Raw genomic sequence first — 21,914 nt, forward strand, 5'->3', positions numbered from 1 at the left:
AAGCTATCTTATCTTGACCCTTTAAAGCTCTTTTCTCCCTTTGAGTCGCCTGAACAATCAAATCTAGTTCCTTCTCTGTTGCCTCTAATAATGCCTCTCTTTGTTGTTGATTTTTCTGGGCAATGAAGGGATTCCGACAAGCAATTAATCTTTCGTCGGGATAATCTTCGCTCTCAAATTCCACCAAGTTTACCTGATCAAATAATCCTAATTGAATCACTTCTACCTCAGCCAGTTTCCGAATTTGAGGCTTAGTTAAACCAGTAATATAGTCTAATCCTTCTATCGGTTTTACTAATTCCTTGATTTTCGAGTTAGTTAAAATTCCTCTATCACTTACCCAGACAACATTCTCAATCCCCCAACCCTTTCTGACTTTCTCAATTTGTCCGCTTAAAGTAGCACCTTCTGAGGTGTTTCCTTCAAATACTTCTAATGCTATCGGACAACCCTTAGCTGAACATAACAAACCAAAAACTATCTGAGTTTCCCCTTTCTTTTTATCTCGATTATAACTATATTTTTCCAGTTCACAACCATTGCCTTCTAGGTAAGTAGAAGTGACATCATACAAGACTAATGTGCCTGATTCTAAGTGTTTAAGTGCTAGGTGTTTCTCAATTTTCTCTTGTTTTTCTAATAACCAATCTAAGGCGTTATATAATTCCTCTTCATCGGCTTTTTCTAAGTCTAACAATTGTCCTAAACTCTGACTGCCAGTCTCACTATTAAACCCTCTCGCTGTGGCTAGTTTCGATTTAGGATTGATGATTCTTGCCACAATCATCGCCACCACTAAGTTTCTGATTCGTGAGGATTTTTCACTGATTATTTTATCTAAACCCAATTTTTTAATCGTCTCTAAAATAGCCATTACATGACCATGAGGAAGACTTCTAATCACTTCAAAATGATTGGGAATGCCTTCATTCATGGACAGTGTTGCCCCTTTAAGAGCCAGTTTTAGATTGTTGATAATATCATCGGGTAATTTTGAGAGGTTGGCCAGGGTTCTTTTTTTGACTTGATCTCCTTCTCGATAGGATTCTCGAAGAAGAACAGCGGGGGGGGAATTACGGTTAGGAACTTTTTCTATATACATGGCTATAATTTTAGCAAATGGAGAGAATTCTTGTCCATTAAAAAATGTTACAAATTACATGGGTACATTAAGAAAAGTTAAGGGGGTGCATCCATTGATGGATAAGGGTTTTCGGTTATTATGGTATATATGTATGGGGGGAAGTTCAGGTATAAGGAGTCAGTCCCGATGAAAAAATTTTCACCCCCACAGATGAAAGAGGTTTCCTTCCCTACACCCCACTTCATAATTCATAATTCATAATTCCCAACCCATCACTGATGACTGAAAACCGAGACAGTTTTCTGAGGACTTTTTTTATTGGTGGGAACTGGATCGGGGTCATTTTCTTCCCTAGCCACCCGGATTAAGAGGGCGGCTAAAAAGAGACTGGCTAAACTGGAACTGCCGCCATAACTAAAGAGGGGGAAAGGTAGGCCCGTAGTGGGTAAAGAACCGGTTGCCACACCGATATTTAACAGGGATTGACCGATTAAAATAACCATCGCCCCGATCGCCACTAATTTTTTGATGCGATGACGACATTTAACCGCCACGATCAGGGCGAGAGTGGCGTAGAGAAATAGCATGATTAACAGTAAAATACCGCCAATAAAACCGAATTCCTCGCCAAAGACAGCGAAAATAAAATCCGTATCTGGGAAGGGTAGATAAAATAATTTTTGTTGGGATAAACCGTAACCGCTGCCGGTGGTTCCGCCAGAACCGATCGCCAGTAAACTCTGCACTAATTGATAACCATCACCCCGGGGATCCTGCCAGGGGTCTAGGAAAGATAAAATCCGTTTTCTCTGGTATTCGCGGAAAGTAACACTAACCACGGCCATAGTTACACCCAGTAAAGCACTGCTGGTCATGTAGGATAAAGGCAGACCGGAGGCAAGAGCGATCAGCCAGAGAGTTATACCACACAGAGCAGTGGTACTCAAGTTAGGTTGTAAGAGGATGCCGGCTAGAATTAGCCCAAAAATGGCGATCCAAGTTAACCGTTGATTGACATTTAAACGCGGCCAACCACCGAAAACCGCCGCTCCTTGCAGGACAAGAAACGGTTTCATAAATTCCGACGGTTGCAAGAGAATCGGCCCGATTTTAATCCAACGGGTGGCACCATTGATATTAGCTCCCAAACCGGGGATGAGAGTGATCAAAATTAATCCTAAAACTAATAAAATCATCCAGGGTGCGATTTTGAGGAGTTTCTCGATCGGCAATCGCACCAGGAAATTAAAGCCAATTAAGCCAATCCAGAGCCAGATTAATTGGCGGATAAAATAGTATAGTCCGTTATCGAAGCGACTGTCAGCCAGAGCGTAGGAAGCGGAAAAAAGCACCACTAACCCGACTAGCAGCCACAAAAAAGTCATCCAGCGCAATAATCGCGCTTCGGCTGACCAGTTTTTCACATCGGGGTCAAAAATAGGAATAATATATTGCCACACGGAGATTTTTCGAGAAGAAGTATCTTGCAGAGATTAACCGAGAAGACTAGGCTCGATCGCGGTTTGTTCCACTATCCGACGGCGACATGACCGATTAAACCCGCATTTTCACCGTGCCATTCTAGGGTATCACCGATCGCCTGACCGTCGTGATAGGCAGCCAAGAGAATTTCCGCCGTTTTCCCCCAAACAATATTACCCTGACGATCAAGGGAAATCATGCCCAGATCCCGACCATTAGTTTGGGATTCGTGCATCGATTTCTCCACGGCAGCGGCGAGGGAAAAACCATCGGTGACGCGAATGACCACCTTAGCGGCTAAACACTCATCGATAATATCTTCCCCGACCCCCGTACAACTTACTCCGGCCCATGGATTGGCATAATTGCCGGCCGGCATGGCACTGTCACTAACGCGACCGATTCTTTCTAATCCCTTACCTCCGGTAGAAGTTCCGGCGGCGATGTCTCCTTGTTGATCAAGAGCTACTACCCCGATAGTTCCCCGTCGCGCTGAGGAGTCGGCGAATAAACGGGCCATTTTGCGATTAAAGTTCGTCTTTCTTTCTTCCATCCATTCTTGAATCCGATAATCGGTTAGGGGATCATAGAGGGGAATTTGTAATTCTCGGGCCAGATCTGCAGCCCCAATTTCCGAGAGAATGCGATCCTCTTGACTTTGGAGAAATTGGGCCAGGCTAATGGGATTCTGTACCCGCGAGACGTTAATGACACCGCTTAAACGCTGGTGACGACCATCCATCAAGGCTGCACTCATTCGCACCTGACCGTCCGATTGCACCACCGAACCGGTCCCGGCATTAAATCGCGGTTCATCCTCCAGTAACATACATCCTTTTGTTACCGCATCCACAGCACTAGCACCATTGTCAAGGAGGTTGTAAATATTCTTAACAATTCCCCGGAGAGAATCGCGCACTGATTCTAAACCACCTTTGTCCTCTAGGGAACTCGCTCCCCCATGAATAATTAACTTCGGATTTACTCTGGTCATCGAAAAATTGAGTCCGAAACCCCGTCTCTTGAGGACGGCTTTACCATTAAATAGTAGCGCATTTACACCATATATCTTGACTTCCCCTTTAACAAAAGGGCATAAACTGTACTGTCAGCTGCCCGCGCATTTAAATTGCTTAACAGCTTATCATACTAAATCCAGTTATTAAAAACTGATTATTTATTCTCCGTTTTGCCTGAGTGCCTCTCTTGATATGTAGTCCATACTCAACGGATGACCGTATTACTGCCGATTTTATCTCTCAATCCAAGCCTTTGGGGGGTAGAACCCCCCAAACCCCCCGTTGGGGGCGTGGCGCCGCCCCCAAACCCCCCGCGCATTAGTTTTTCGGTGAGATGCTTACACGCAGCTGCTAATACATCTGTCATAATTTAACAGTCACTCCCCTTGCAGGAGTGCCTCTACTGATATGTAGCCTATACTCAGCGGATTTAGTATCAAATATTTTTTCGACATTTTTGTTTGAATTAGAGAAGACAGGAAGGGACAACCCAAAAGAAAACCCAACCACCGCCGGAGATTGGGTTTTCTGGTTATGAATTGATTTTAAGGGGCTAAAGCGTTACCGCGCAGGAGAGAACCGATGGTTTTAGCGGTAATCTTCATCTGTACGAGAGGATTAGCGGGAACAACGGTTTTATAGAGATAACTGTCAAAAGTCATCTTCTGTACGTCCTTATCGGAACACATTTCCACAAAAGCTTCCCGGGTGGCATCGGTACGGTAGAAAACCCGTTGCAGAATATCTAATACCAGATAGGTCATACCGTATTTCTTGTCCCAACGCTTGAGGTAGAGTTTTAACTCGTCCTCTGTGGGAATACGTTGGCCGCCGTTGGTGACTTCGACAATGGTTTCGGCACACATCCGCGCTGATTTAGCGGCGAAATAGATACCTTCTCCCGAAGACTTCGTAACTGTTCCCGCAGCATCGCCTACGAGGGCCACGCGACCAACTACACGACGAGGACGGGGATGTTCGGGGATGGGGTGAGCCTCCACGCGGATGATTTCGCCCCCTTCCAGACGACGGGCTGCGCGAGCGCGAATACCAGCTTGTAGGTCTTTAATCATGGCTTTATTGACCTTCATTGTGCCAGTACCGACGGCGACGTGATCGTATTTGGGGAATACCCAAGCGTAGAAGTCGGGGGATACGTCTTTTCCTACATACATTTCGGCCAGATCTTCGTAGTAGGCCATTTTATCTTGGGGAAGACGGATGCGTTCTTGGAAAGCGATCGCATAGTTGTAATCCCCGGCATCAATAGCTTTGGCAATGCGAGAATTAGCACCGTCGGCGCCGATAACCATATCCACCTTCAGAGATTTCATTTCCCCTTGGGAATTGCCGTGGGAGTGATCGGCGTAGTGTAGGGTATAGGGATCGGTGCTATTGGTGGGAATGTCGAGACCGTAAACGGTTCCGTTGATTAAATGCGCTCCTAATTTATGGGCGCGTTCTCTCATAAAACCGTCGAGGACTTCCCGACGACACATACCGATATATTCGTCTTGATTATCGAGATTAATATCGACTTCGACGTTAGAGGGGGAGATCATTTTCATTTTTCTCACCCGGCGATCGATAATTTCAGGAGGTAGGTCAAATTCGCTCACCATACAGAGAGGAATCGCTCCACCACAGGGTTTAGCATTATCTAATTTGCGTTCAAATAAATAGGTTTCAATGCCTGCTTTAGCTAATGTTTCTGCCGCCGAAGAACCGGCCGGCCCTGAACCCACAACAGCGACTCTTAACACTCAGGTTTTCTCCTACATACTTACGAGCGAGTACGCTTTGCAGTGTACCACAGGGGTTTAGCTGAAAGGAACGATATCCTCCGATTCTGCCCGATCTTGCAACAGTGCTTAACATCCTCTGTTACAAAAGTTTATTTTACTGCCTGTAGATTTTTTTTAGTCGATGTGTTGTATTGTGTTACACCGATAGGGAAAAAAAGTGCTAAACCCCTCTCCCAAATTGGAAAAGGGGATAGCTGCGAGGATTGTTAACCTCTTGCTTTCAACCAATCAGTAATAGCGGGGGGTAAATCCCGTTGCACTTTGCCACTGACATACATTCCGATATGTCCGACGGGGAAGGCACAAGCGGTATAGTCAGAAGTACCGATATAATTCCCTAAAGCGAGGGAAGAAGCGGGAGGCACAAGGTGATCTTTATCCGCGTAAAGATTGAGAATTGGCATAGTCAGATTGTGTAAATCTACCCGTTTATCTCCTAACATCACTTCCCCTTTAATCAGTTTATTTTGCTGATAGAAATCCTTGAGAAACTGTCGGTAGGATTCTCCTGCTTGGTCAGGACTATCAAAAATCCATTTTTCCATACGCAGAAAATTAACTAATTTTGATTCGTCTTCCATGATGTCAGGAAAATCGAGGTATTTCTGATAACCTAACTGCAAAGGTTTCAATTCCAGAAATTCTAAGTTGAGAAAATCTCCCGGGATATTGCCCATAGTATCTACCATTAAATCGATGTCTAATGCTTCGGAACCCAAGGAACACCCCCCCCGCATATTTAAGAGGGTCTCGGTTTGATAAAAGTCCACTGGTGTCACCATTGTTACCAGATTTTTTACCTTATCGGGATAGAGGGAACTATAGCATAAACTAAAGGTTCCTCCCTGACAGATTCCTAACAGATTAATTTTGTCGAGATGATGACTTTGACGAATAAAATCGACGCAATTATCCACATAACCATTGATATAATCATCAAGGGTTAACCAGCGATCGCTTCTGGTGGGATATCCCCAATCAATTAAGTAGATATCTAAGCCTAATTTCAGCAGATTGGCCACTAAAGAACGCCCTTCCTGTAAATCTACCATGTAGGGACGATTAACCAAAGCATATACCATCAACAAGGGAATCTCGAAGGGTTTTTCGACCACGGGTTTAAAGTGGTAGAGAATGATTTTATCTTCCCGATAAACTGCTTCTTTTTCTGAGACTCCACACTGAATATCTTCTTCTTTAACTCGTTTGAGATTGTCCAAACCTTTGAGATTTTTCTGAGTTAATTCTAGATAATCTTGGGTAAAGTCTTCCAGTTTCACTTGCGTCAAAAATGGCCACATAATTTAATTCTCCTAGAAAAGTGGGGAAGTGGGAATTATAACTGATAACTGATAACTGATAACTGATAACTGATAACTGATTGTCAAGCACAATTAACTAATTATTACTTTCTACTGCTTGTTTTTCTCCTAAAGCTTTTTTGAGACTTTTTACCTCTTTGCGTAATTCATAGATAGTCCGATGAATTTCATCGACTTCGCTGCGGGTAGGCAAATTCATTGATCGCAGGTAAATTTCCATTAAATCCTGCTGTTTGAGGCGATAATCATTGAGGGAATTAATAAATTTACCCCTTACTTTTAGGTTTTCTGGTTGACAAAAAGCCTTTTCAAAAATATCATCGGCGACTACACTCCACACATCTTGAAATTCTCGCCAATTCTTGACAGGTTGACCTTTTTCTGCTAGGAAAACTAATTTTTTAGTTAAGGCTTCAAAGGATTTAACTTGAATATCAGCCAGCACAATTTGATAGTTAATACTAGCTTGATAAAGAACGCGCCAAGTTTCAAAACTATCGAGTAATTTGCGGTTAAATTCTCGCGGCAATCCCAATAAAGGCATCTGTAACCATTGGCCAAAAGTTTCATCATAAAACTTCTGCCAATAGATATTATTGAGTTCGATCAAAGAAGAAGTATTACCTAACCAAGCTTTGGTTGTTGTGTCATTTGACAGCACCAAAGGATCGAACCATAAATGATTGAGACTTTGCAATTGTTGCAGGTAAATTGTCCATAGTTGACTGACATCTTGACTACTTTGGGAAGTGGTAGTAGTAAAACTATTCAGTTGACCCCGCATCTGTTGGGCATAATTATTTAAAATTGTTTGCCAGTCTTCTCCTGTTTGCATTTTCGGAAAGATACTTTCCCAAGCTTCCACCGATAATTTTAGGAATTTGATCAATAAATCCCGATTATCAAAATAGCGCTGGGTTGCCTCTTGCAATTCTGGTTTAATATTGCCCATAGGAGTCGGTATCGCCCCCATCATATCAAACCAACTTGACCACATTTTTGCCCCGGTTTCTGTCCAAAGATTGACGTAATCGGCGGCCATCTCACTCCAAGCTTGTGTCGGTTTATCCATTATTTTTGCCCTTTTCCTTTAACGCTGATTTCGCTAGTTTACTAACCCACCCTACACCCGATAACTGATAACTGATAAGTCATATTTTTCCAGACTTGGCAATTTTTGCTAGTAATCTTAACGCTTCATTGACTGAGGCTGAATCTTGAAAAATTTCCGCCACATCGGGATCGAGAATTATCACATTACTAGCCTGTCGATAAGCTTGATAATATTTGCCACGAATACCACCAGAAAAGTCATATTCAGTCCGCATCTCGTCATTAACCGTTTCTTCAGACTCCTGATTCATAATTTTTTCTCTCCTGTTTACTAGCTAAACGGGCGCTAATTAAGCGAATCTCATTTTCTCTTTCTGTATGAGATATGACTAACAGCTTTTGTGATTTTGACTGTCCTATCGTCAGAAAACGAAACTCACCCACTGAATGATCGGGATCGAAAATCGTCACGGCCAATGGATCCCCAAATACGGTCACTGCTTCTTCAAAAGATATACTATGTTTTTTGATGTTGTTATTTGCCTTGTCTTGATCCCATTGAAATTTCATAGATTTATGCCACTATCAAGCAACTTAGCAGGGACAATAACAAACACATTTTCCATCTTTGAATTAGATAACTGATAACTTACCCACTGATAACTGATAACTGATAACTGATAACTGATTAGGTGTGATGGGCCCCATTAACTCTGAGGACTTCTCCAGAGACATAACTGCTGGCAACAGGAGAGAGTAAATAGGCAGTTGCCCAGGCGATATCTGCGGGTTCACCGAAGCGACGACAGGGAATTTCGGCAGTGATTTTATCGCGAACTTTATCGGGAATCGCTAAAGTCATTTCCGTGTTAATAAACCCCGGTGCAATCGCATTGGCGCGAATATTATAACGGGCAGCTTCTCGCGCTAAGGATTTGACTAAACCGATAACTGCCGCTTTTGTGGCCGCATAATTAGTTTGGCCGGCATTACCGCGATCACCAGAAATAGAACTAATACAAACGATCGATCCCGCTTGTCGTTCATACATTCCCTCAATAAACGGTTTAATCGTGTGATTAACCCCTTTTAAGTTGACATTAATCACTAAATCCCAATCTAGCGGCGTTAATTTAGGGAAAAAGTTATCTCTGGTAATCCCCGCGTTAGCGACGATGCCGTACACCGGCCCCAATTCCGCTTCAATTTGTTGAGCTGCCGCTTCCATGGATTCCAACTTAGTTACGTCGGCGACAATGCCTAAACCCTGGGGATTATCGGTGGCTAAATCCGTGTAGGCCACCTTGGCTCCCAATTCTATCAAAAGAGAGACAATAGCCGCCCCAATGCCTCGATTTCCGCCGGTAACGACGATAACTTTCTCCTCTAGTCCCAGAGATACCATAGCTTTTTCCTCCTAAACTCTTTCAATTGCGATCGCTGTTCCGCCACCGGTCCCATGACAGATGGCCCCCATACCGAGGGTTTTATCCTGTACTTTCAAGGCGTTAATTAACGTCACCAGAATCCGCGCACCGGAAGCACCGATGGGATGACCCAAGGCGATCGCACCACCGTGAACGTTTTGTTTTTCCCTCGCTAACCCCAGATCCATCTCAAAAAGCAGATTATTTAAGGCAAAAGCTTCGTTATTTTCCACTAAATCGAAATCTTCGATCGTTTTATTTAGAGATGCCAGTAATTTTTTCACCGCGAGGACGGGGAATTCTGGGAAGCGATCGGTTTTTCCAGCACCCACAGCACCGCCAAGGATTTTGGCAATTGGTTTTAAACCGTACTGATCCACAGCTTTTTGACTGGCTAAAAGGATAGCGGCGGCCCCATCGGAAATCTGACTACTATTCCCTGCGGTTAAAACTCCCGACGGATTAAAAGCCGGCCGCAGTTTTCCTAAACCTTCCGGGGTACTATCGGAACGAATACCCTCATCTTGAGCGATAATTGTGGAACCTTTCTTAGATTTAAGCTCAATTGGCACGATTTCACCATTAAACCAGCCTTTTTCTGTGGCTGTGGCCGCTCTTTGGTGGGATAAAGCGGCAATTTCATCTAATGCTTGCCGAGAGACACCGCGATCGAGACAGAGGCGATCGACTTGGGAACCCATGCCCTCAGTCGTGGTAGCATCGGTTAAGCCATCGTGCAGTAATAAGTCGGTTAATTGTTCTGGTGCCCCCATGAGGAATTTATAACCCCACCGGGCCCGATGGGAGAGAAAAAAGCCAGTTTGGGACATGGATTCGATGCCACCGGCGAGGATGAGATCCGCTTCTCCAGCGCGAATTGAGGTGGCAGCGTTACTAACGGCAATCATTCCCGAAGAACAAACCATATCTACCCGATATCCGTCCACACTTACGGGAATTCCCGCTTTAATCGCCGCTTGCCGGGGAATTAACTGACCATGACCCGATCCCAAAACATTGCCGAAAATGTACAAATCTAGGGCTTCTGGAGGCAAATTAGCGATTTCTAGGGCGGATTTCATCACTGTTGCCCCTAAATCGGCCGGGGATAATCCCATTAATCCCCCACCAAAACGACCAATTGGAGTCCGGACAGCGGCCACGATATAAACTTCTTGCATAGACTTCTCTCTATTGGGAAGCGAAGATACTAGATAGAATTTGCTTAAGAATATCGAGTCCGAAAAGATCAAAATCCCAATTTACTGTCATTGGTTAAAAGTTCCTGGCCCCGATGCCTTGAGTTTTTGTCTATCTACCCTCGATCTTGCAACAGAATTTCTGTGTCAGAACATATATTCATTAGAATTTAACTTTTCCGGCAGCAATCCCTTTTTTTTATGGATTTAGTGAAGCGCCTGGTTTTTATCGGTGGTGGTCATAGTCATGCGATCGCCCTTCGTCTTTGGGGGCAATCACCCCTAAAAAACGTTCAATTAACTTTAATTAGCGATGTCACCCATACCCCCTATTCGGGAATGTTACCCGGCCACATCGCTGGTTTTTATGATTTTGCCGAGACTCATATCGATTTACCTTCTCTAGCTAGGTATTCTCAAGCACAATTCTGTTTAGCTAAAGCTATAAACATAGATACGAAAAAATGTCAAGTAATTTGTCATAATTCTTCACCGATTCCCTTTGATTATCTCTCGATCGATATCGGCAGCATTCCGGCAGTGGATAATGTTATCGGTGCTAAAGAGTACGCTATCCCTGCCAAACCAGTACCGATTTTTCGGGAAGGATGGCAAGAAATACTCAAAAAAGCGGTTAGTAACCCTAATAATACTCTAAATATCGTCATTGTTGGTGGTGGCGCGGGCGGAGTCGAATTAGCTTTAAATATGCAGTCCCGTTTGGTCAAAATTCTCAACTCTAGCGGTAATTTGAATTTATCTCTAATTCATCGAGGAAAAAAACTCCTACCAGCCCATAATAATTGGGTCGGTGAACGTTTAGAGAATATTTTTAAACAAAGGGGAATTAGATTATATTTATCAACGGATGTGACGGCAGTGCAAGCAGATCAGATTATCTGTTCATCGGGGTTAGTTTTGCCCACAGATTATACAATTTGGGTAACGACTGCCTCGTCCCCTAGTTGGATTAAAGCGTCAGGATTACTGACAGATGAAAAAGGGTTTATTTTAGTGAATAATTATCTGCAATCTCTTTCCCATCCCCATATTTTTGCCGTGGGAGATATTGCCACGATTCCAGATTATCCCCGTCCGAAAGCGGGAGTTTTTGCCGTCCGACAAGGAAAACCCCTGTTCGATAATTTAGTCAGAATTCTGCAAAATCAGCCTCTAAAAACCTATTTTCCTCAGAAAAATTATCTGAGTTTAATCGGGACGGGAGACCAAAAAGCGATCGCATCTTGGGGCGGTTTTGGCTGGCAATCACCGTTATTATGGTTATGGAAAGATCGGATTGATCGAGCTTTTATGAAACAGTTTAAGCTGTAATCAATAAGTAGGTAGGTGTTAAAAATTATCAGACACCCCCCTTATCAAGGGGGGATTAAGGGGGGATCAGAGGCAAAATTGCTGATTATCGTCCAATAGCACCAAGTTACTGTCAAGGCCGTTGGGAGTAAAATCTGATTTGGGAATCCCACAACCTGATAAAGTAAAAATCGTCCCGATAGCTTGACCGGTTATTGGGAGAAAACGTCAATAGTTTGTTAAATAGTACATATAAACCAATGCCACGTCTTCGCTCGATTATTTCCCTAGTTTTAGTCCTAGTTACTACCCTGCTGGTTAGCTGCAGTGGTCCCCAAGCAACTATCCCCACCGTTTACAGTCCGCAAAAAATCGAACAGTTACAGGTTTACATCCAACCCATAGAAGGATTTCGCCAAAAAATGAGCGTTTTGCAAGACCTCATCGCTGACAAAAATTGGGTAGATACTCGCACCTATATCCACGGTCCTTTGGGGCAATTGCGTCAGGAAATGGTAGGATTATCGCGTAATTTACTGCCCAAAGACCAAGAAAAAGCCAAGCAGTTAGCGAAAAATCTTTTCGTTCACTTTGAACGTATCGATGCGGCAGCTAAAGAAAAAGATGCTAGTCTCGCTGCTAATCAATTCCAAGAAGCATTAAAAGACTTCGATGCTTTCTTAAATATTGTTCCTAGTTAGTTTTTATCAGTGATCAGTTATCAGTGATCAGTTATCAGCTTTTAAAAAAATCTCCGGCTTTTTGCCTAGAGATTGTTGTCACAGAGAAGCACACAAAAACTTTTTTCCTTATTTATAGCAGCAGCAAATTTTAACCCTCCGCAAGGGCAAAGCATGATATTGGTTAAAATGATCAAGCTTGCACTCAAATCATCAAACCCTAATGCTGAAAAACCTTCCAGAAAAAAATTTTTCTTTTGGGGTAGGGGGTACGGGTAAATTTTTCTTCGGGTTCGTGTTTATTGTAGGAGTAGGGACAGGAAAAATATACTCAAAAACACAGTGATCGCACTTATCTTAATAGTGAGGTACGAAGTCTCTGGTTTTAGGGAACAGGCAGCGGGGAGAAGGGAGTGGGAATTATGGATTATGAAGTGGGAAGAATAAATAAAAATAAACTCCTGTCTCCTGACTCCTGATAAATACTATTTTGGTTTAGTTTGGACGCTGATGGGGCCATTAACCATGGTTTGACAGGCTAAACGATAATTTTCGGGTTTTTTCTTCAGACAGCGCTGTTCAAAGTCGGTTCTGGCCGAGAGATTTTCCATACCCTCGACAATTGCCACTATACAAGTACCACACTGGCCGTAACCGCCACAATTCATCAATTTACCGCTAAAAGTGTAGATATCAACGCCATTCTGGATTGCTTTCTCTCGTAAATTCGCTCCATCTGCCGCTACCACGATCTTATTCTCTTTGACGAAGTTGATGTTACCCATGACTGTGTTACCCTAAATTTTTGCAAATTAATATTAAAAAATATTAAATTTTTTTGATTGTAACATTTTTGGCTCCCTCTTCTAAATATTCGGCGATGCCAATAGCGATCGCTTTTTTACCGATAAATTTCCTCAATGCCGCTTTTGTGACCAAATAAGCCACCTGTTCCCCGTGATCGCCCTTTTCCTCACCCCTATTAGCAATGACCGCCTGATAGCCCTTTTCTAGGCGTTTACGGGCGATTTCCAGTAACTCCTCCTGACTAACTCCCTCCTGATACTTGAAAGTCACCATCTCTAAATCGGGAAAATTTTCTCTCACCTTGTCAATCACTTTTTCCGTCGGCACAAAATTAAGATTTAACTGCCCTCCACTGGGAATCTTACCAGAAAAAGGTTTTTCTAAGCGATAATCTGCCACTGCCGCCGAGAAAATCCCAAATTGATAATCTTTACTCTCTAATTCTCCCATCACCTTCCCTAGATACTCGTCATAAGTTTCAATAATTTCGTGGGGTAAATAAGCGGGGGGTGTATAGCTGCCCCGTCCGTGGATTAACTGCACCTTGGCCCCGCGCAGGTATAATTCTTCTGTGATAGCGACCCCTAACTGTCCAGTAAAACGATTGGTTAAACGACGAATATTATCGATAATCACGGGTGTGGGTCCACCAGTGACTAAAATCGGCATATTTTTCAGGACAGAATTACTGAGAATCCCACAGGCTGCCACGGTAATCTCTTTTTCCCCGGGGAGATTGTGTTTACCGTAATCATCCCGGGGTGGCATAATCTCAACTCCCCAGCGATCAAGCGTTTGCAAAGATTCGCTCAGAATAGCATTATGTAAACTGCCGTGCATGGTGGGGACAAGCAGAATTTTAGTTTTCCCCTTTTCCTGTCGTCCCAAGGCTGAGGCCAAGCATGAAGTGATCACTCCGTCAGCAATTCCGTAACGAAACTTATTAATCGTGTTATAGGTAGCGGGAGCGACTAAATAAAGATCAAAGGGAGATTGATCGCTTAAATGTTCTGCTTTTGCCGTTAATTGACTAATTACGGGATTAACCGTACTCCATTCCAAAGCTTCCTTAGTGACGTATCTTAAAGCTTCTTCCGAGACAAAAGCCACGACTGTAGCCCCGAATTTCCGCAAAGATCGGGCAATTAGTGGCGCTTTCATGGCCGCAATCCCTCCCGTTACCAGTAAAGCAATCCGTTTACCCCAGAGATGATGATTTTCTAAGGGTACTTCGCGATCGCCTAAGGGTGAATCCGTGGGAGAGGAGAAATTCCAAGTCATAAATTTGGGGGTTGGGGGTTTTGTCAGTGATCAGTAAACAGTAAACAGTGAACTGAAAACTCAAATCTGATCACTGATAACTGATCACTGATAACTGATTCGGTTATCCCTATTCGGGATTTGTCTATCTCTGAGGGAGAAACTGGTTATGCTAGTAAATAAAGGGTTGCTTCGGTGTTCTTATGATTGACAAAATTTTAACTAAAGTTCGATCGCTTGCCAAGCCATTATTGGTTCTAGGATTAGTGACAACGCTGATTTTCGGTTCTATTCCCAGTGCTTTGGCGGCATCGGGGGGTAGAATGGGTGGCGGTAGTTTTCGCGCCCCTAGTCGCAGTATTAGTCCTTCTAGAGGTGGTGGTTACAGTTCCCCGGGTTACGGTGGAGGTATTGGGTTTCCCTTCCTTTTACCCTTCTTTTGGGGTGGTGGTGGCGGTGGCTTAATTTCTCTGTTAATCTTTTTTGCTATTGCCAATTTCCTCGTTAATGCTTTCCGTAGTGGTGGAGGCAGTGATGAAAACGGTATGACGATAGAATCCGGTTATGAAACCGTCTCCGTGGCTAAAGTACAGGTGGGTTTGTTGGCTAATGCCCGTTATCTGCAAAAAGAATTAAATCAAATCGCCCTAACTGTCGATACTAGCACCTCCGAGGGACGAGTCGAAGTCTTACAAGAATCGGCCCTCGCCCTGTTGCGTCATCCGGAATACTGGGTTTATGGTAACGTCGATTGCCAACAAACCAGCCTGAGCAGTGCAGAAGCGAAGTTTAATCAGTGGTCTCTCAACGAACGCGGTAAACTAACGGCGGAAACCTTAACTAATTACAATAATCAACTGCGTCAAGGTTCTAGAGAAAATATTTTACCCGAATCGGCCGGAGAATTAGCTAAAACCGCACCGGAAGGCTATATTTTGGTGACTATTTTGGCTGGCATTGTCGGTAAATTTTCCCTAGCCAAAATTAATGATTCCCAAGACTTGAAACAGGCCCTGCAACAAATTGGTAGTATGGGAGGCGATCGACTTTTAGCGGTAGAAGTGATTTGGACTCCCCAAAGCGAGGGTGATATTCTCAGTCAAGATGACATTCTCGCCAATTATCCCGATCTGAAATTAGTGTAATTTGTCGGGGAATAACTCCAGATATTGGCTAAAATCTCCCTTGTTACGGGGAGATTTTTTGATTAGGGTTTGCGGCAAAAAGTCAATTGGCCGGTGATGGGGTGAGTTTCATAGCTTAGTCCCTCGGAACGAAACCTAACAACTCCACCGATTATGCCTAAATCCTGTTAAAAGGCATAGGAGAGCAGGGAGCAGCGAAAAACAATTCATAACTTGGCAGTCAATCATACTATAGCGGTTCTCGCATCTGTGCGGCACACTTAAACCTTTGCTGATTAAGCTGTTCAGGATCGGGAATGTACCTCTTGTGAATCAGAAACGCTATATTAAAAACGGATTTGGTATTAGACATCTCCAAAATTTAGGCCAGATTGAGGTTAATTTCTGGAAATGTCTATTGTACTGCAAGGGAATCAGGAGCCGCCCAAGATCCATTGGTTCGCTACCTCAGTTTCCCCCCAAGGGAACTGCCTGACTTCAGCGGCGACAAAGTGGGAAGCCAGACTTTCAATCAGTTTAACCAGAGTGGAATCAGTCACCACTGCAACTTTACTGACGTACTTGTGATGGTCGCGTATCAGCCGGAAATGAGCGACCAAGGCACCAAAACTCTCCCAACCAGTGAACGTAGGAACTTCGATGATTACGCCGGCAAGGCCACCAGTGGATTCAATGTGGGGGTCCACTGCCTCCGCAATCTTGATGAAATCTTCCGCCGCCAGTGCAGATGTCGGTCGCATATAGAGAATGCTATGCGCCGCGTCTAAATTATAATCTATCATAGTTTGCCTCTCCCAAATGGTCGAAGTCTAACTATATGCTATCACAAATAATAGGATCAAGATTGAGGGAAAATTAACAAGCGCTCCCAGAGAATAACCACAAAGACACAAGGATTAGGTTGGTTAATTCTTCTTGCCATCTGATCAGAATTGGGTGGTTTATGCGTTGCTAACCAACCCAACTGGACTTTATTTGAGGGGTAATGTTCTAGATGTTAACTAGGTTAAAGATGGCATAGCCAACGCATAATTGAAACCAGTTGATTATCATTGGTTAAGTTAGCGGCATTGGTGAGTTTTTTCGTCTCTAATTGCTGATAAATTTCCCTGGCCATTTTTGTTTCAATAGCAGCACCGATAAAAAAAGTATAAGGATGCTTAGATATTTTTCTGAAAGCATCATCAATTCTCTGCAAAGCAGTACGAGCAGTTTTCCAATGTTCATCTGCTCCTGCGGGATCAATCCCACCTTTCAATTCTCCCAAAGCAATGTATAAATCAGCAGATTGTAAGGTTTGTTTTTTGATTTTTTGATTAGCTAATTGCGTCGAATCACATTTTAAAAGGCACAAATCAATATTGTTGTTATTGACAATGGGAACATTGACATTATAAATTATTGTTCTTGGTTGGCTGTTATTTAACCAGCTAACACCTCTAACCAAGATTTCTAGATTAGGTGTCATTTCTTCAGCTTCTCTCCATTGATTATTACTAGAATTGAGCCAATCATAAGCAATCCCTGCTACTCTTAAAGTTGCTAATAGAGAACGAGTAAATTTACTTTGAGCTAAGGAGCCACCCGCGTTTCTCATGATTCCTCCTAAAGTGTCACCCCGAATCAATAGAAATCTATAGACTAACTCCTCGACAAAATTAGTCCCCGCAGGTTCCAGAAAATTGACAATTAATTCTTGAATTGCTTCTACCTTGTCTTGGGGATGTAAATAATTTTTAGCTTTATCAGAAATTCCCGATGCAGTTAATAAAGCCGCTTGAATATCTGGGATGTTTAGTAACTCTCTAGGATTGTTTACGGTTTGGGCAATAATTTTTAAGGTTCTTGCTTCTGCAATTAAAGGAGTAGCTCTCTGATTTTTTTCTAAGGCTAGAGCAATAAATCCTGAACGGATAGCTTCATAGGTAGTCTCCAAATCACAACTTTGGTTTAAATGCAAGAGATAGGGTTTTTCCATTAAGGCTTTCTCCACACATAAATACATTTTCTTAAAGATTCTCTACCATGACATCCCATTTGCTGACTACTATTACCTTTTCCCTGAGGAACTACTAAAATATTTTCTACTTTAAATCCAATTTCTTCGGCAATTTTTGACAAAATTAAATCTACAGAAATACTAGCCCCCGCATAGCGCACGTTATCATTAATCATACAGAAAATACCCGAGGATTTCATAACCCGAAAGCATTCATAAATTAGACAAGACATTTCCAGAAAATACCCCCTAATCATCCGAGGAATACCATGGTTATTTAAGGCCTTGCTTGATTTTAATTCCTCTAAATAACCTAGGATACTTTCTAATAATTTTTGACGATCAGTTATGGCAATGGCTGGCGACCAATGTTCATTGATTTTTAGTAACTCTTTGGGTTTATTTTCAACAGTGCAGCTAAGCATTTGTTGACGTAATTGTTTTAATTGTAGTTGATCTATTCCCAACAGAGCCAATTCCAAAGCGTAGATACGAGTATAATCATAGCGATTACAATAAGGAGGAGAAGTAATAATAGAATCGTATTTTTCTGACGAAATCTCTGGCAAAATCTCAAGACAAGAACCTTGATATAGTTGAATTTTTCCCCGAGGATAATCTCTAGAAAAAAGTTCCAATTGTTGCTGACTAGGCTCTAAATCTGCGAGAATTTCTCGTAACTTGCTATGTAGGGCAGTTTTAAAGTCTAAAATTTTTCCTTTGTCAAATATATTTTTGCCCTGTTGTTTACCAGAACGATAATCCCAACGGAGGTATTGACCATCTTTTCTAGTATAGCTAATTGATTCGAGAATAGAAAGTAAGGCAAATTTTAAGATCGCTTGCACTCGCTCATTCTCTTGGGCAATCAACCCTAAGTAACTTTCTATACAAGCCTGATTTTCTTGGGGATATGCTCCTTGAGTAATTGGTAATTCTAATAACTTAACTTTGTCATCTACCTGTTGCCAAAGGCTATGGTTAGACCAATACTCTAGACGATGTATATCATCACTATTTAAGCCATTTTCTAAAATTTGCCTAGTAATAATTAATTCCTGTCCAATCGGCAATAGTTCTATTCCATCTGCTGATAAACCCCTGGCTGCCGCCGCAAACAAAGTTGTTCCGCTGCCGGCGAAAGGGTCTAGTATTTTTCCTTGTTTGATACCATATTTTTCTAGAAGATAAACTATCAGATCAACGGAAAAACCCTCTTTATACTTATACCAGCGATAAACTGGTTGGTTCTTATTACCTTGAAAACTCACTAGAGTACGAGATAATTGCTCAGAATCAAGTAATTTGTCTTGAAAATAATTAAATAATTCTCGATCGAGATTGTTGATTTCTAACAATCTTTCTGCTACATTAACTGAACTATTAATCATTTAGGTTTACCGGCGAAATTGCCGAAAAATAATTATCAGAGTTTATCTTTATTTGAGGGGTAATTTTAATCAGTGGGGAAAGGGCGATACTTAAGGATTAATTCTCGCACCGATTCCCCTAAATTTAATCTCAATCCCCTAGACAAATACCCAAACCCCTGGCGGTTTTGACTAAAGTTTCTTCGGGATCGACGACGCGATAGGTTTTAATCGCCTCCTCAATGGGAACACTGACCACTTGCCGATTTTGCCAGGCCACCATGCGATCGAATTCTTCCCGAGCGATCAAATCCACGGCCGCCACGCCAAAAGCCGCCCCCAGTAAGCGATCCATCGGAGAAGGAATGCCCCCCCGTTGAATGTGGCCCAGGAAAGTTACTCTCGTTTCGGCCCCGGTTTCCCTGGCAACTTCTTCGGCTAAATAGCGACCGATACCCCCGAGACGATCTTCCCCTAGGGCTTCCTTCTGCACTAGGCGATTGCCAGTTTCGGTACGCACAGCCTCGGAGACAATAATCAGAGAAAACTGTTTATCCATACGCTGCCGTTGCCGGATCTTCTCGCAGACCTTCTCTAATCGGTAGGGAATTTCGGGAATGAGAATGATATCGGCCCCCCCCGCAATACCGGCAGCCAGGGCGATATGGCCGGCATCTCTACCCATAACTTCTAGAATCATCACCCGGTTATGACTAGCGGCGGTAAAATGGAGGCGATCGAGGGCTTCTGTGGCGATATTAGTAGCTGTATCGAAGCCGATGGAGACTTCTGTAGCTCCCACATCATTATCGATGGTTTTGGGGATACCAATCAGATTAATGCCTCCCTGTTGGGCAATACGGCGCAAAATCGCCAGACTACCATCGCCACCGATGCCGATCAGGGCATCCAGTCCCAGACTATGATAGCCGTCGATGATGTCCTGAGAGCGATCGATCAGGGTTCCATCCGGCATCGGGAAAGCGAAGGGATCCCCCTTATTGGTAGTACCGAGAATTGTTCCTCCCATCACTAACAGGCGATCGACTCCTTCAATATCAAAGATAGTGGTTTTGGGGGGACGGTTAACTAATCCGTTCGTTGCTTCTCGAATACCCACCACTTCCCAGCCATAATTGCCACTGGCATGGTGGACAACGGCACGAATGGCGGCATTTAAACCCGCACAGTCGCCACCACTGGTGAGAATTCCAATTCGTTTTTTTTCACCCATAGGTTTTTGTCAGGAGATTAACAAATCTATATTTAGGGAAAAGTTGCGGATAATGCCTGAAAATTAAGAAAGTTTCTAGATCGTCCCTGACAGCTAGGGGAAAAAAACGAAAAATTCGCCCCCATCCCCTCAGTAATCGATCACGAGCAGGGTATGCAGGGCGACACGGATTCCCATTATACTAGAAAGTATATAGCAATATTAGGGCATTTGTCAACCCTAATATGCAAGAAATTTTCTGATAACTGATAGCTAATCAATTTAACTATTTACTGCTTGCTGAAGACGGGATAGATCCCAACCTTTTTGATTGAGAAGTAGCCAAGACTGCATTAAATCTGGACCGTGTAACTCCCCCATCAAAGCGGCCCGCAGAGACTTCATCACTAGACCTTTTTTAACCCGATGGGCTTTAGTTGTGGTCTCCACAATTCCCTTAGCAACTTCTCCGGTCAAATCGGGAGTAATAGCGGCGAGAATATCCTTGATAATATCCTTAACTCCCTCTAATTGTAATTGACTTAAAGCCTCCTGATTATAATTAGCCAGAGGGGTTAAAAGTAAACGACTTTCGGCGACAGCATCGCTTAAACGAGTTAAACTCGGACCGATGAGAGTAGCCAAACCGATCAACCAAGCTCGATCGGTTTCAGCATCAAAATTATACCCTGCTTCTTGCCAGTAAGGGAGAAGTAAAGGCACTAATTCCTCACCGGTTAAACGATGGAGATATTGACTATTAATCCAATCCAATTTCGTCCAGTCAAATTTTGCTCCCGCTTTATTTACCCGTTCTAAACTAAACACTTGAGCGGCCGTTTCAAGGGTAAAAATTTCTTCAGTGGAATCGGGAGGAGTCCAACCGAGGAGAGTCATGTAATTAACCAAAGCTTGCGGCAAAAAACCCAGTTTTCTGAAATCATCGATCGAAGTGACTCCATCCCGTTTAGATAACTTACGACCCTCCTGATTTAAGATCAAAGGAGTGTGGGCAAACTCCGGCACTTTTGCCCCTAAAGCTTCGTATAAAAGAATTTGTTTAGCCGTATTAGCGATGTGATCTTCCCCACGAATAACATGGGTAATTTCCATATCAATATCATCAACAACTACCGCTAAATTATAAAGAGGCTGACCGAAGTTTTCCTCGGCATTTTCCGAGGTACGAGCGATCACCATATCGCCACCTAAATCACTACCTTTCCAGATGACTTTTTCCCGGATTAAATCCTGCCAAATAATTTCTTTATCATCGTCAATAATAAAACGAATTACTGCTTTTCTCCCCCCTTGCTCGAATTGAGCTTGTTGTTCAGGGGTGAGATAACGATGACGATTATCGTAACGGGGGGCAAGATTGCGGGCTTTTTGTTCTTCCCGCATTTTTTCCAATTCTTCCGGGGTACAATAACAACGATAGGCTAAACCTCGATCAAGCAGGGTTTGAATAGCCTGACGATAATAATTAAGACGTTGAGTTTGAAAAAAAGGACCTTCATCCCAATTGAGTCCTAACCATTGTAGGCCCGCTTGAATATTTTCCGTATATTCTGGTCGAGAACGTTCTAAATCTGTATCTTCCACGCGCAAGATAAATTTACCCCGGTGATGATGGGCAAAAAGCCAGTTAAACACGGCTGTGCGTGCGGTTCCAATGTGTAAATTTCCCGTGGGACTGGGGGCAATACGAACTCTTACTGTCACGATCTAACTCCTA

20 protein-coding genes are annotated in these 21,914 nt (G+C 43.1%); 3 read left to right on the plus strand and 17 right to left on the minus strand.

What is annotated here, in order from left to right; all coding sequences use genetic code 11:
- From N0824_RS02415 to phaA, 10 genes are all read right to left on the minus strand, one after another.
- A partial coding sequence (locus tag N0824_RS02415) for an IS1634 family transposase (RefSeq protein ID WP_108935560.1) occupies positions 1-1,102 on the minus strand: 1,102 nt, incomplete at its 3' end.
- Positions 1,103-1,356: 254 nt separating this feature from the next.
- The gene (locus N0824_RS02420) at positions 1,357-2,544 is read right to left on the minus strand and encodes an FtsW/RodA/SpoVE family cell cycle protein (protein WP_108935561.1); all 1,188 of its coding nucleotides are present in this window, start codon (positions 2,542-2,544) and stop codon (positions 1,357-1,359) included.
- A 71-nt stretch (positions 2,545-2,615) separates the two neighbouring features.
- Positions 2,616-3,560, minus strand: a complete 945-nt coding sequence (locus N0824_RS02425; RefSeq protein WP_108935562.1) for an isoaspartyl peptidase/L-asparaginase — start codon at positions 3,558-3,560, stop codon at positions 2,616-2,618.
- Positions 3,561-4,130: 570 nt separating this feature from the next.
- On the minus strand, positions 4,131-5,348 hold the full coding sequence (chlP, locus tag N0824_RS02430) for a geranylgeranyl reductase (RefSeq protein ID WP_002751549.1): 1,218 nt from the start codon (positions 5,346-5,348) through the stop codon (positions 4,131-4,133).
- A gap of 248 nt (positions 5,349-5,596) precedes the next feature.
- Positions 5,597-6,691: a class III poly(R)-hydroxyalkanoic acid synthase subunit PhaC gene (locus N0824_RS02435; protein WP_072926777.1), complete on the minus strand. Its 1,095-nt coding sequence runs from the start codon at positions 6,689-6,691 to the stop codon at positions 5,597-5,599.
- 97 nt (positions 6,692-6,788) lie between these two features.
- Complete coding sequence (phaE, locus tag N0824_RS02440) at positions 6,789-7,784, minus strand: class III poly(R)-hydroxyalkanoic acid synthase subunit PhaE (RefSeq protein WP_108935563.1); 996 nt, start codon at positions 7,782-7,784, stop codon at positions 6,789-6,791.
- 79 nt (positions 7,785-7,863) lie between these two features.
- Entirely contained in the window at positions 7,864-8,076 is a 213-nt protein-coding gene (locus N0824_RS02445) for a hypothetical protein (protein WP_002784823.1), read from the minus strand.
- The gene (locus tag N0824_RS02450) at positions 8,060-8,335 is read right to left on the minus strand and encodes a BrnT family toxin (protein WP_108935564.1); all 276 of its coding nucleotides are present in this window, start codon (positions 8,333-8,335) and stop codon (positions 8,060-8,062) included. The genes N0824_RS02445 and N0824_RS02450 overlap by 17 nt, the downstream gene beginning before the upstream one ends.
- Positions 8,336-8,453: 118 nt before the next feature.
- A complete protein-coding gene (phaB, locus tag N0824_RS02455) occupies positions 8,454-9,170 on the minus strand; it encodes an acetoacetyl-CoA reductase PhaB (protein ID WP_108935565.1) in 717 nt (238 codons plus the stop codon).
- A gap of 12 nt (positions 9,171-9,182) precedes the next feature.
- Positions 9,183-10,373 (minus strand): acetyl-CoA acetyltransferase PhaA, encoded by a 1,191-nt coding sequence (phaA, locus tag N0824_RS02460; protein WP_108935566.1) that lies wholly within the window; start codon positions 10,371-10,373, stop codon positions 9,183-9,185.
- A gap of 219 nt (positions 10,374-10,592) precedes the next feature.
- Between phaA and N0824_RS02465 the strand changes: the two genes are divergently transcribed.
- Positions 10,593-11,723 (plus strand): FAD-dependent oxidoreductase, encoded by a 1,131-nt coding sequence (locus N0824_RS02465; protein ID WP_108935567.1) that lies wholly within the window; start codon positions 10,593-10,595, stop codon positions 11,721-11,723.
- Positions 11,724-11,962: 239 nt separating this feature from the next.
- Complete coding sequence (psbQ, locus tag N0824_RS02470) at positions 11,963-12,403, plus strand: photosystem II protein PsbQ (protein WP_002737745.1); 441 nt, start codon at positions 11,963-11,965, stop codon at positions 12,401-12,403.
- A 464-nt stretch (positions 12,404-12,867) separates the two neighbouring features.
- Here psbQ and N0824_RS02475 read toward each other — a convergent pair whose 3' ends face one another.
- Both N0824_RS02475 and N0824_RS02480 read right to left on the minus strand, forming a co-directional pair.
- Entirely contained in the window at positions 12,868-13,167 is a 300-nt protein-coding gene (locus N0824_RS02475) for a 2Fe-2S iron-sulfur cluster-binding protein (RefSeq protein ID WP_108935568.1), read from the minus strand.
- 43 nt (positions 13,168-13,210) lie between these two features.
- Complete coding sequence (locus N0824_RS02480; RefSeq protein ID WP_108935569.1) at positions 13,211-14,470, minus strand: phosphopantothenoylcysteine decarboxylase; 1,260 nt, start codon at positions 14,468-14,470, stop codon at positions 13,211-13,213.
- Between the two features lie 182 nt (positions 14,471-14,652).
- Here N0824_RS02480 and N0824_RS02485 point away from each other — a divergent pair, with 182 nt between their 5' ends.
- Positions 14,653-15,594, plus strand: coding sequence for a DUF1517 domain-containing protein (locus N0824_RS02485; RefSeq protein ID WP_108935570.1), 942 nt, complete (start codon positions 14,653-14,655; stop codon positions 15,592-15,594).
- A 413-nt stretch (positions 15,595-16,007) separates the two neighbouring features.
- On the opposite strand, the gene N0824_RS02490 is transcribed toward N0824_RS02485, so the two are convergent.
- From N0824_RS02490 to gltX, 5 genes are all read right to left on the minus strand, one after another.
- A complete protein-coding gene (locus N0824_RS02490) occupies positions 16,008-16,376 on the minus strand; it encodes an STAS/SEC14 domain-containing protein (RefSeq protein ID WP_108935571.1) in 369 nt (122 codons plus the stop codon).
- A 224-nt stretch (positions 16,377-16,600) separates the two neighbouring features.
- A complete protein-coding gene (locus tag N0824_RS02495) occupies positions 16,601-17,599 on the minus strand; it encodes a type II restriction endonuclease (protein ID WP_108935572.1) in 999 nt (332 codons plus the stop codon).
- Positions 17,572-18,984 carry a DNA methyltransferase gene (locus tag N0824_RS02500; protein ID WP_002787063.1) on the minus strand — a complete coding sequence of 471 codons (1,413 nt, stop codon included), beginning with the start codon at positions 18,982-18,984 and terminating at the stop codon, positions 17,572-17,574. Before N0824_RS02500 ends, N0824_RS02495 begins: the two co-directional genes overlap by 28 nt.
- 130 nt (positions 18,985-19,114) lie before the next feature.
- Complete coding sequence (locus tag N0824_RS02505) at positions 19,115-20,197, minus strand: ATP-dependent 6-phosphofructokinase (RefSeq protein WP_108935573.1); 1,083 nt, start codon at positions 20,195-20,197, stop codon at positions 19,115-19,117.
- A 261-nt stretch (positions 20,198-20,458) separates the two neighbouring features.
- Positions 20,459-21,901 carry a glutamate--tRNA ligase gene (gltX, locus tag N0824_RS02510; RefSeq protein ID WP_108935574.1) on the minus strand — a complete coding sequence of 481 codons (1,443 nt, stop codon included), beginning with the start codon at positions 21,899-21,901 and terminating at the stop codon, positions 20,459-20,461.
- Positions 21,902-21,914: the final 13 nt, after the last annotated feature.

The sequence above is a fragment of the Microcystis sp. 0824 genome, from assembly GCF_003112475.1.
GTDB lineage: Bacteria > Cyanobacteriota > Cyanobacteriia > Cyanobacteriales > Microcystaceae > Microcystis > Microcystis aeruginosa_C.

Bases quoted from the DNA above. Each gene is read 5' to 3' on its own strand.
- N0824_RS02425 (WP_108935562.1), bottom strand. From the start codon at position 3,560: ATGACCAGAGTAAATCCGAAGTTAATTATTCATGGGGGAGCGAGTTCC.
- N0824_RS02435 (WP_072926777.1), bottom strand. From the start codon at position 6,691: ATGTGGCCATTTTTGACGCAAGTGAAACTGGAAGACTTTACCCAAGAT.
- phaE (WP_108935563.1), bottom strand. From the start codon at position 7,784: ATGGATAAACCGACACAAGCTTGGAGTGAGATGGCCGCCGATTACGTC.
- N0824_RS02445 (WP_002784823.1), bottom strand. From the start codon at position 8,076: ATGAATCAGGAGTCTGAAGAAACGGTTAATGACGAGATGCGGACTGAA.
- N0824_RS02450 (WP_108935564.1), bottom strand. From the start codon at position 8,335: ATGAAATTTCAATGGGATCAAGACAAGGCAAATAACAACATCAAAAAA.
- phaB (WP_108935565.1), bottom strand. From the start codon at position 9,170: ATGGTATCTCTGGGACTAGAGGAGAAAGTTATCGTCGTTACCGGCGGA.
- phaA (WP_108935566.1), bottom strand. From the start codon at position 10,373: ATGCAAGAAGTTTATATCGTGGCCGCTGTCCGGACTCCAATTGGTCGT.
- N0824_RS02465 (WP_108935567.1), top strand. From the start codon at position 10,593: ATGGATTTAGTGAAGCGCCTGGTTTTTATCGGTGGTGGTCATAGTCAT.
- psbQ (WP_002737745.1), top strand. From the start codon at position 11,963: ATGCCACGTCTTCGCTCGATTATTTCCCTAGTTTTAGTCCTAGTTACT.
- N0824_RS02475 (WP_108935568.1), bottom strand. From the start codon at position 13,167: ATGGGTAACATCAACTTCGTCAAAGAGAATAAGATCGTGGTAGCGGCA.
- N0824_RS02480 (WP_108935569.1), bottom strand. From the start codon at position 14,470: ATGACTTGGAATTTCTCCTCTCCCACGGATTCACCCTTAGGCGATCGC.
- N0824_RS02485 (WP_108935570.1), top strand. From the start codon at position 14,653: ATGATTGACAAAATTTTAACTAAAGTTCGATCGCTTGCCAAGCCATTA.
- N0824_RS02490 (WP_108935571.1), bottom strand. From the start codon at position 16,376: ATGATAGATTATAATTTAGACGCGGCGCATAGCATTCTCTATATGCGA.
- N0824_RS02495 (WP_108935572.1), bottom strand. From the start codon at position 17,599: ATGTATTTATGTGTGGAGAAAGCCTTAATGGAAAAACCCTATCTCTTG.
- N0824_RS02500 (WP_002787063.1), bottom strand. From the start codon at position 18,984: ATGATTAATAGTTCAGTTAATGTAGCAGAAAGATTGTTAGAAATCAAC.
- N0824_RS02505 (WP_108935573.1), bottom strand. From the start codon at position 20,197: ATGGGTGAAAAAAAACGAATTGGAATTCTCACCAGTGGTGGCGACTGT.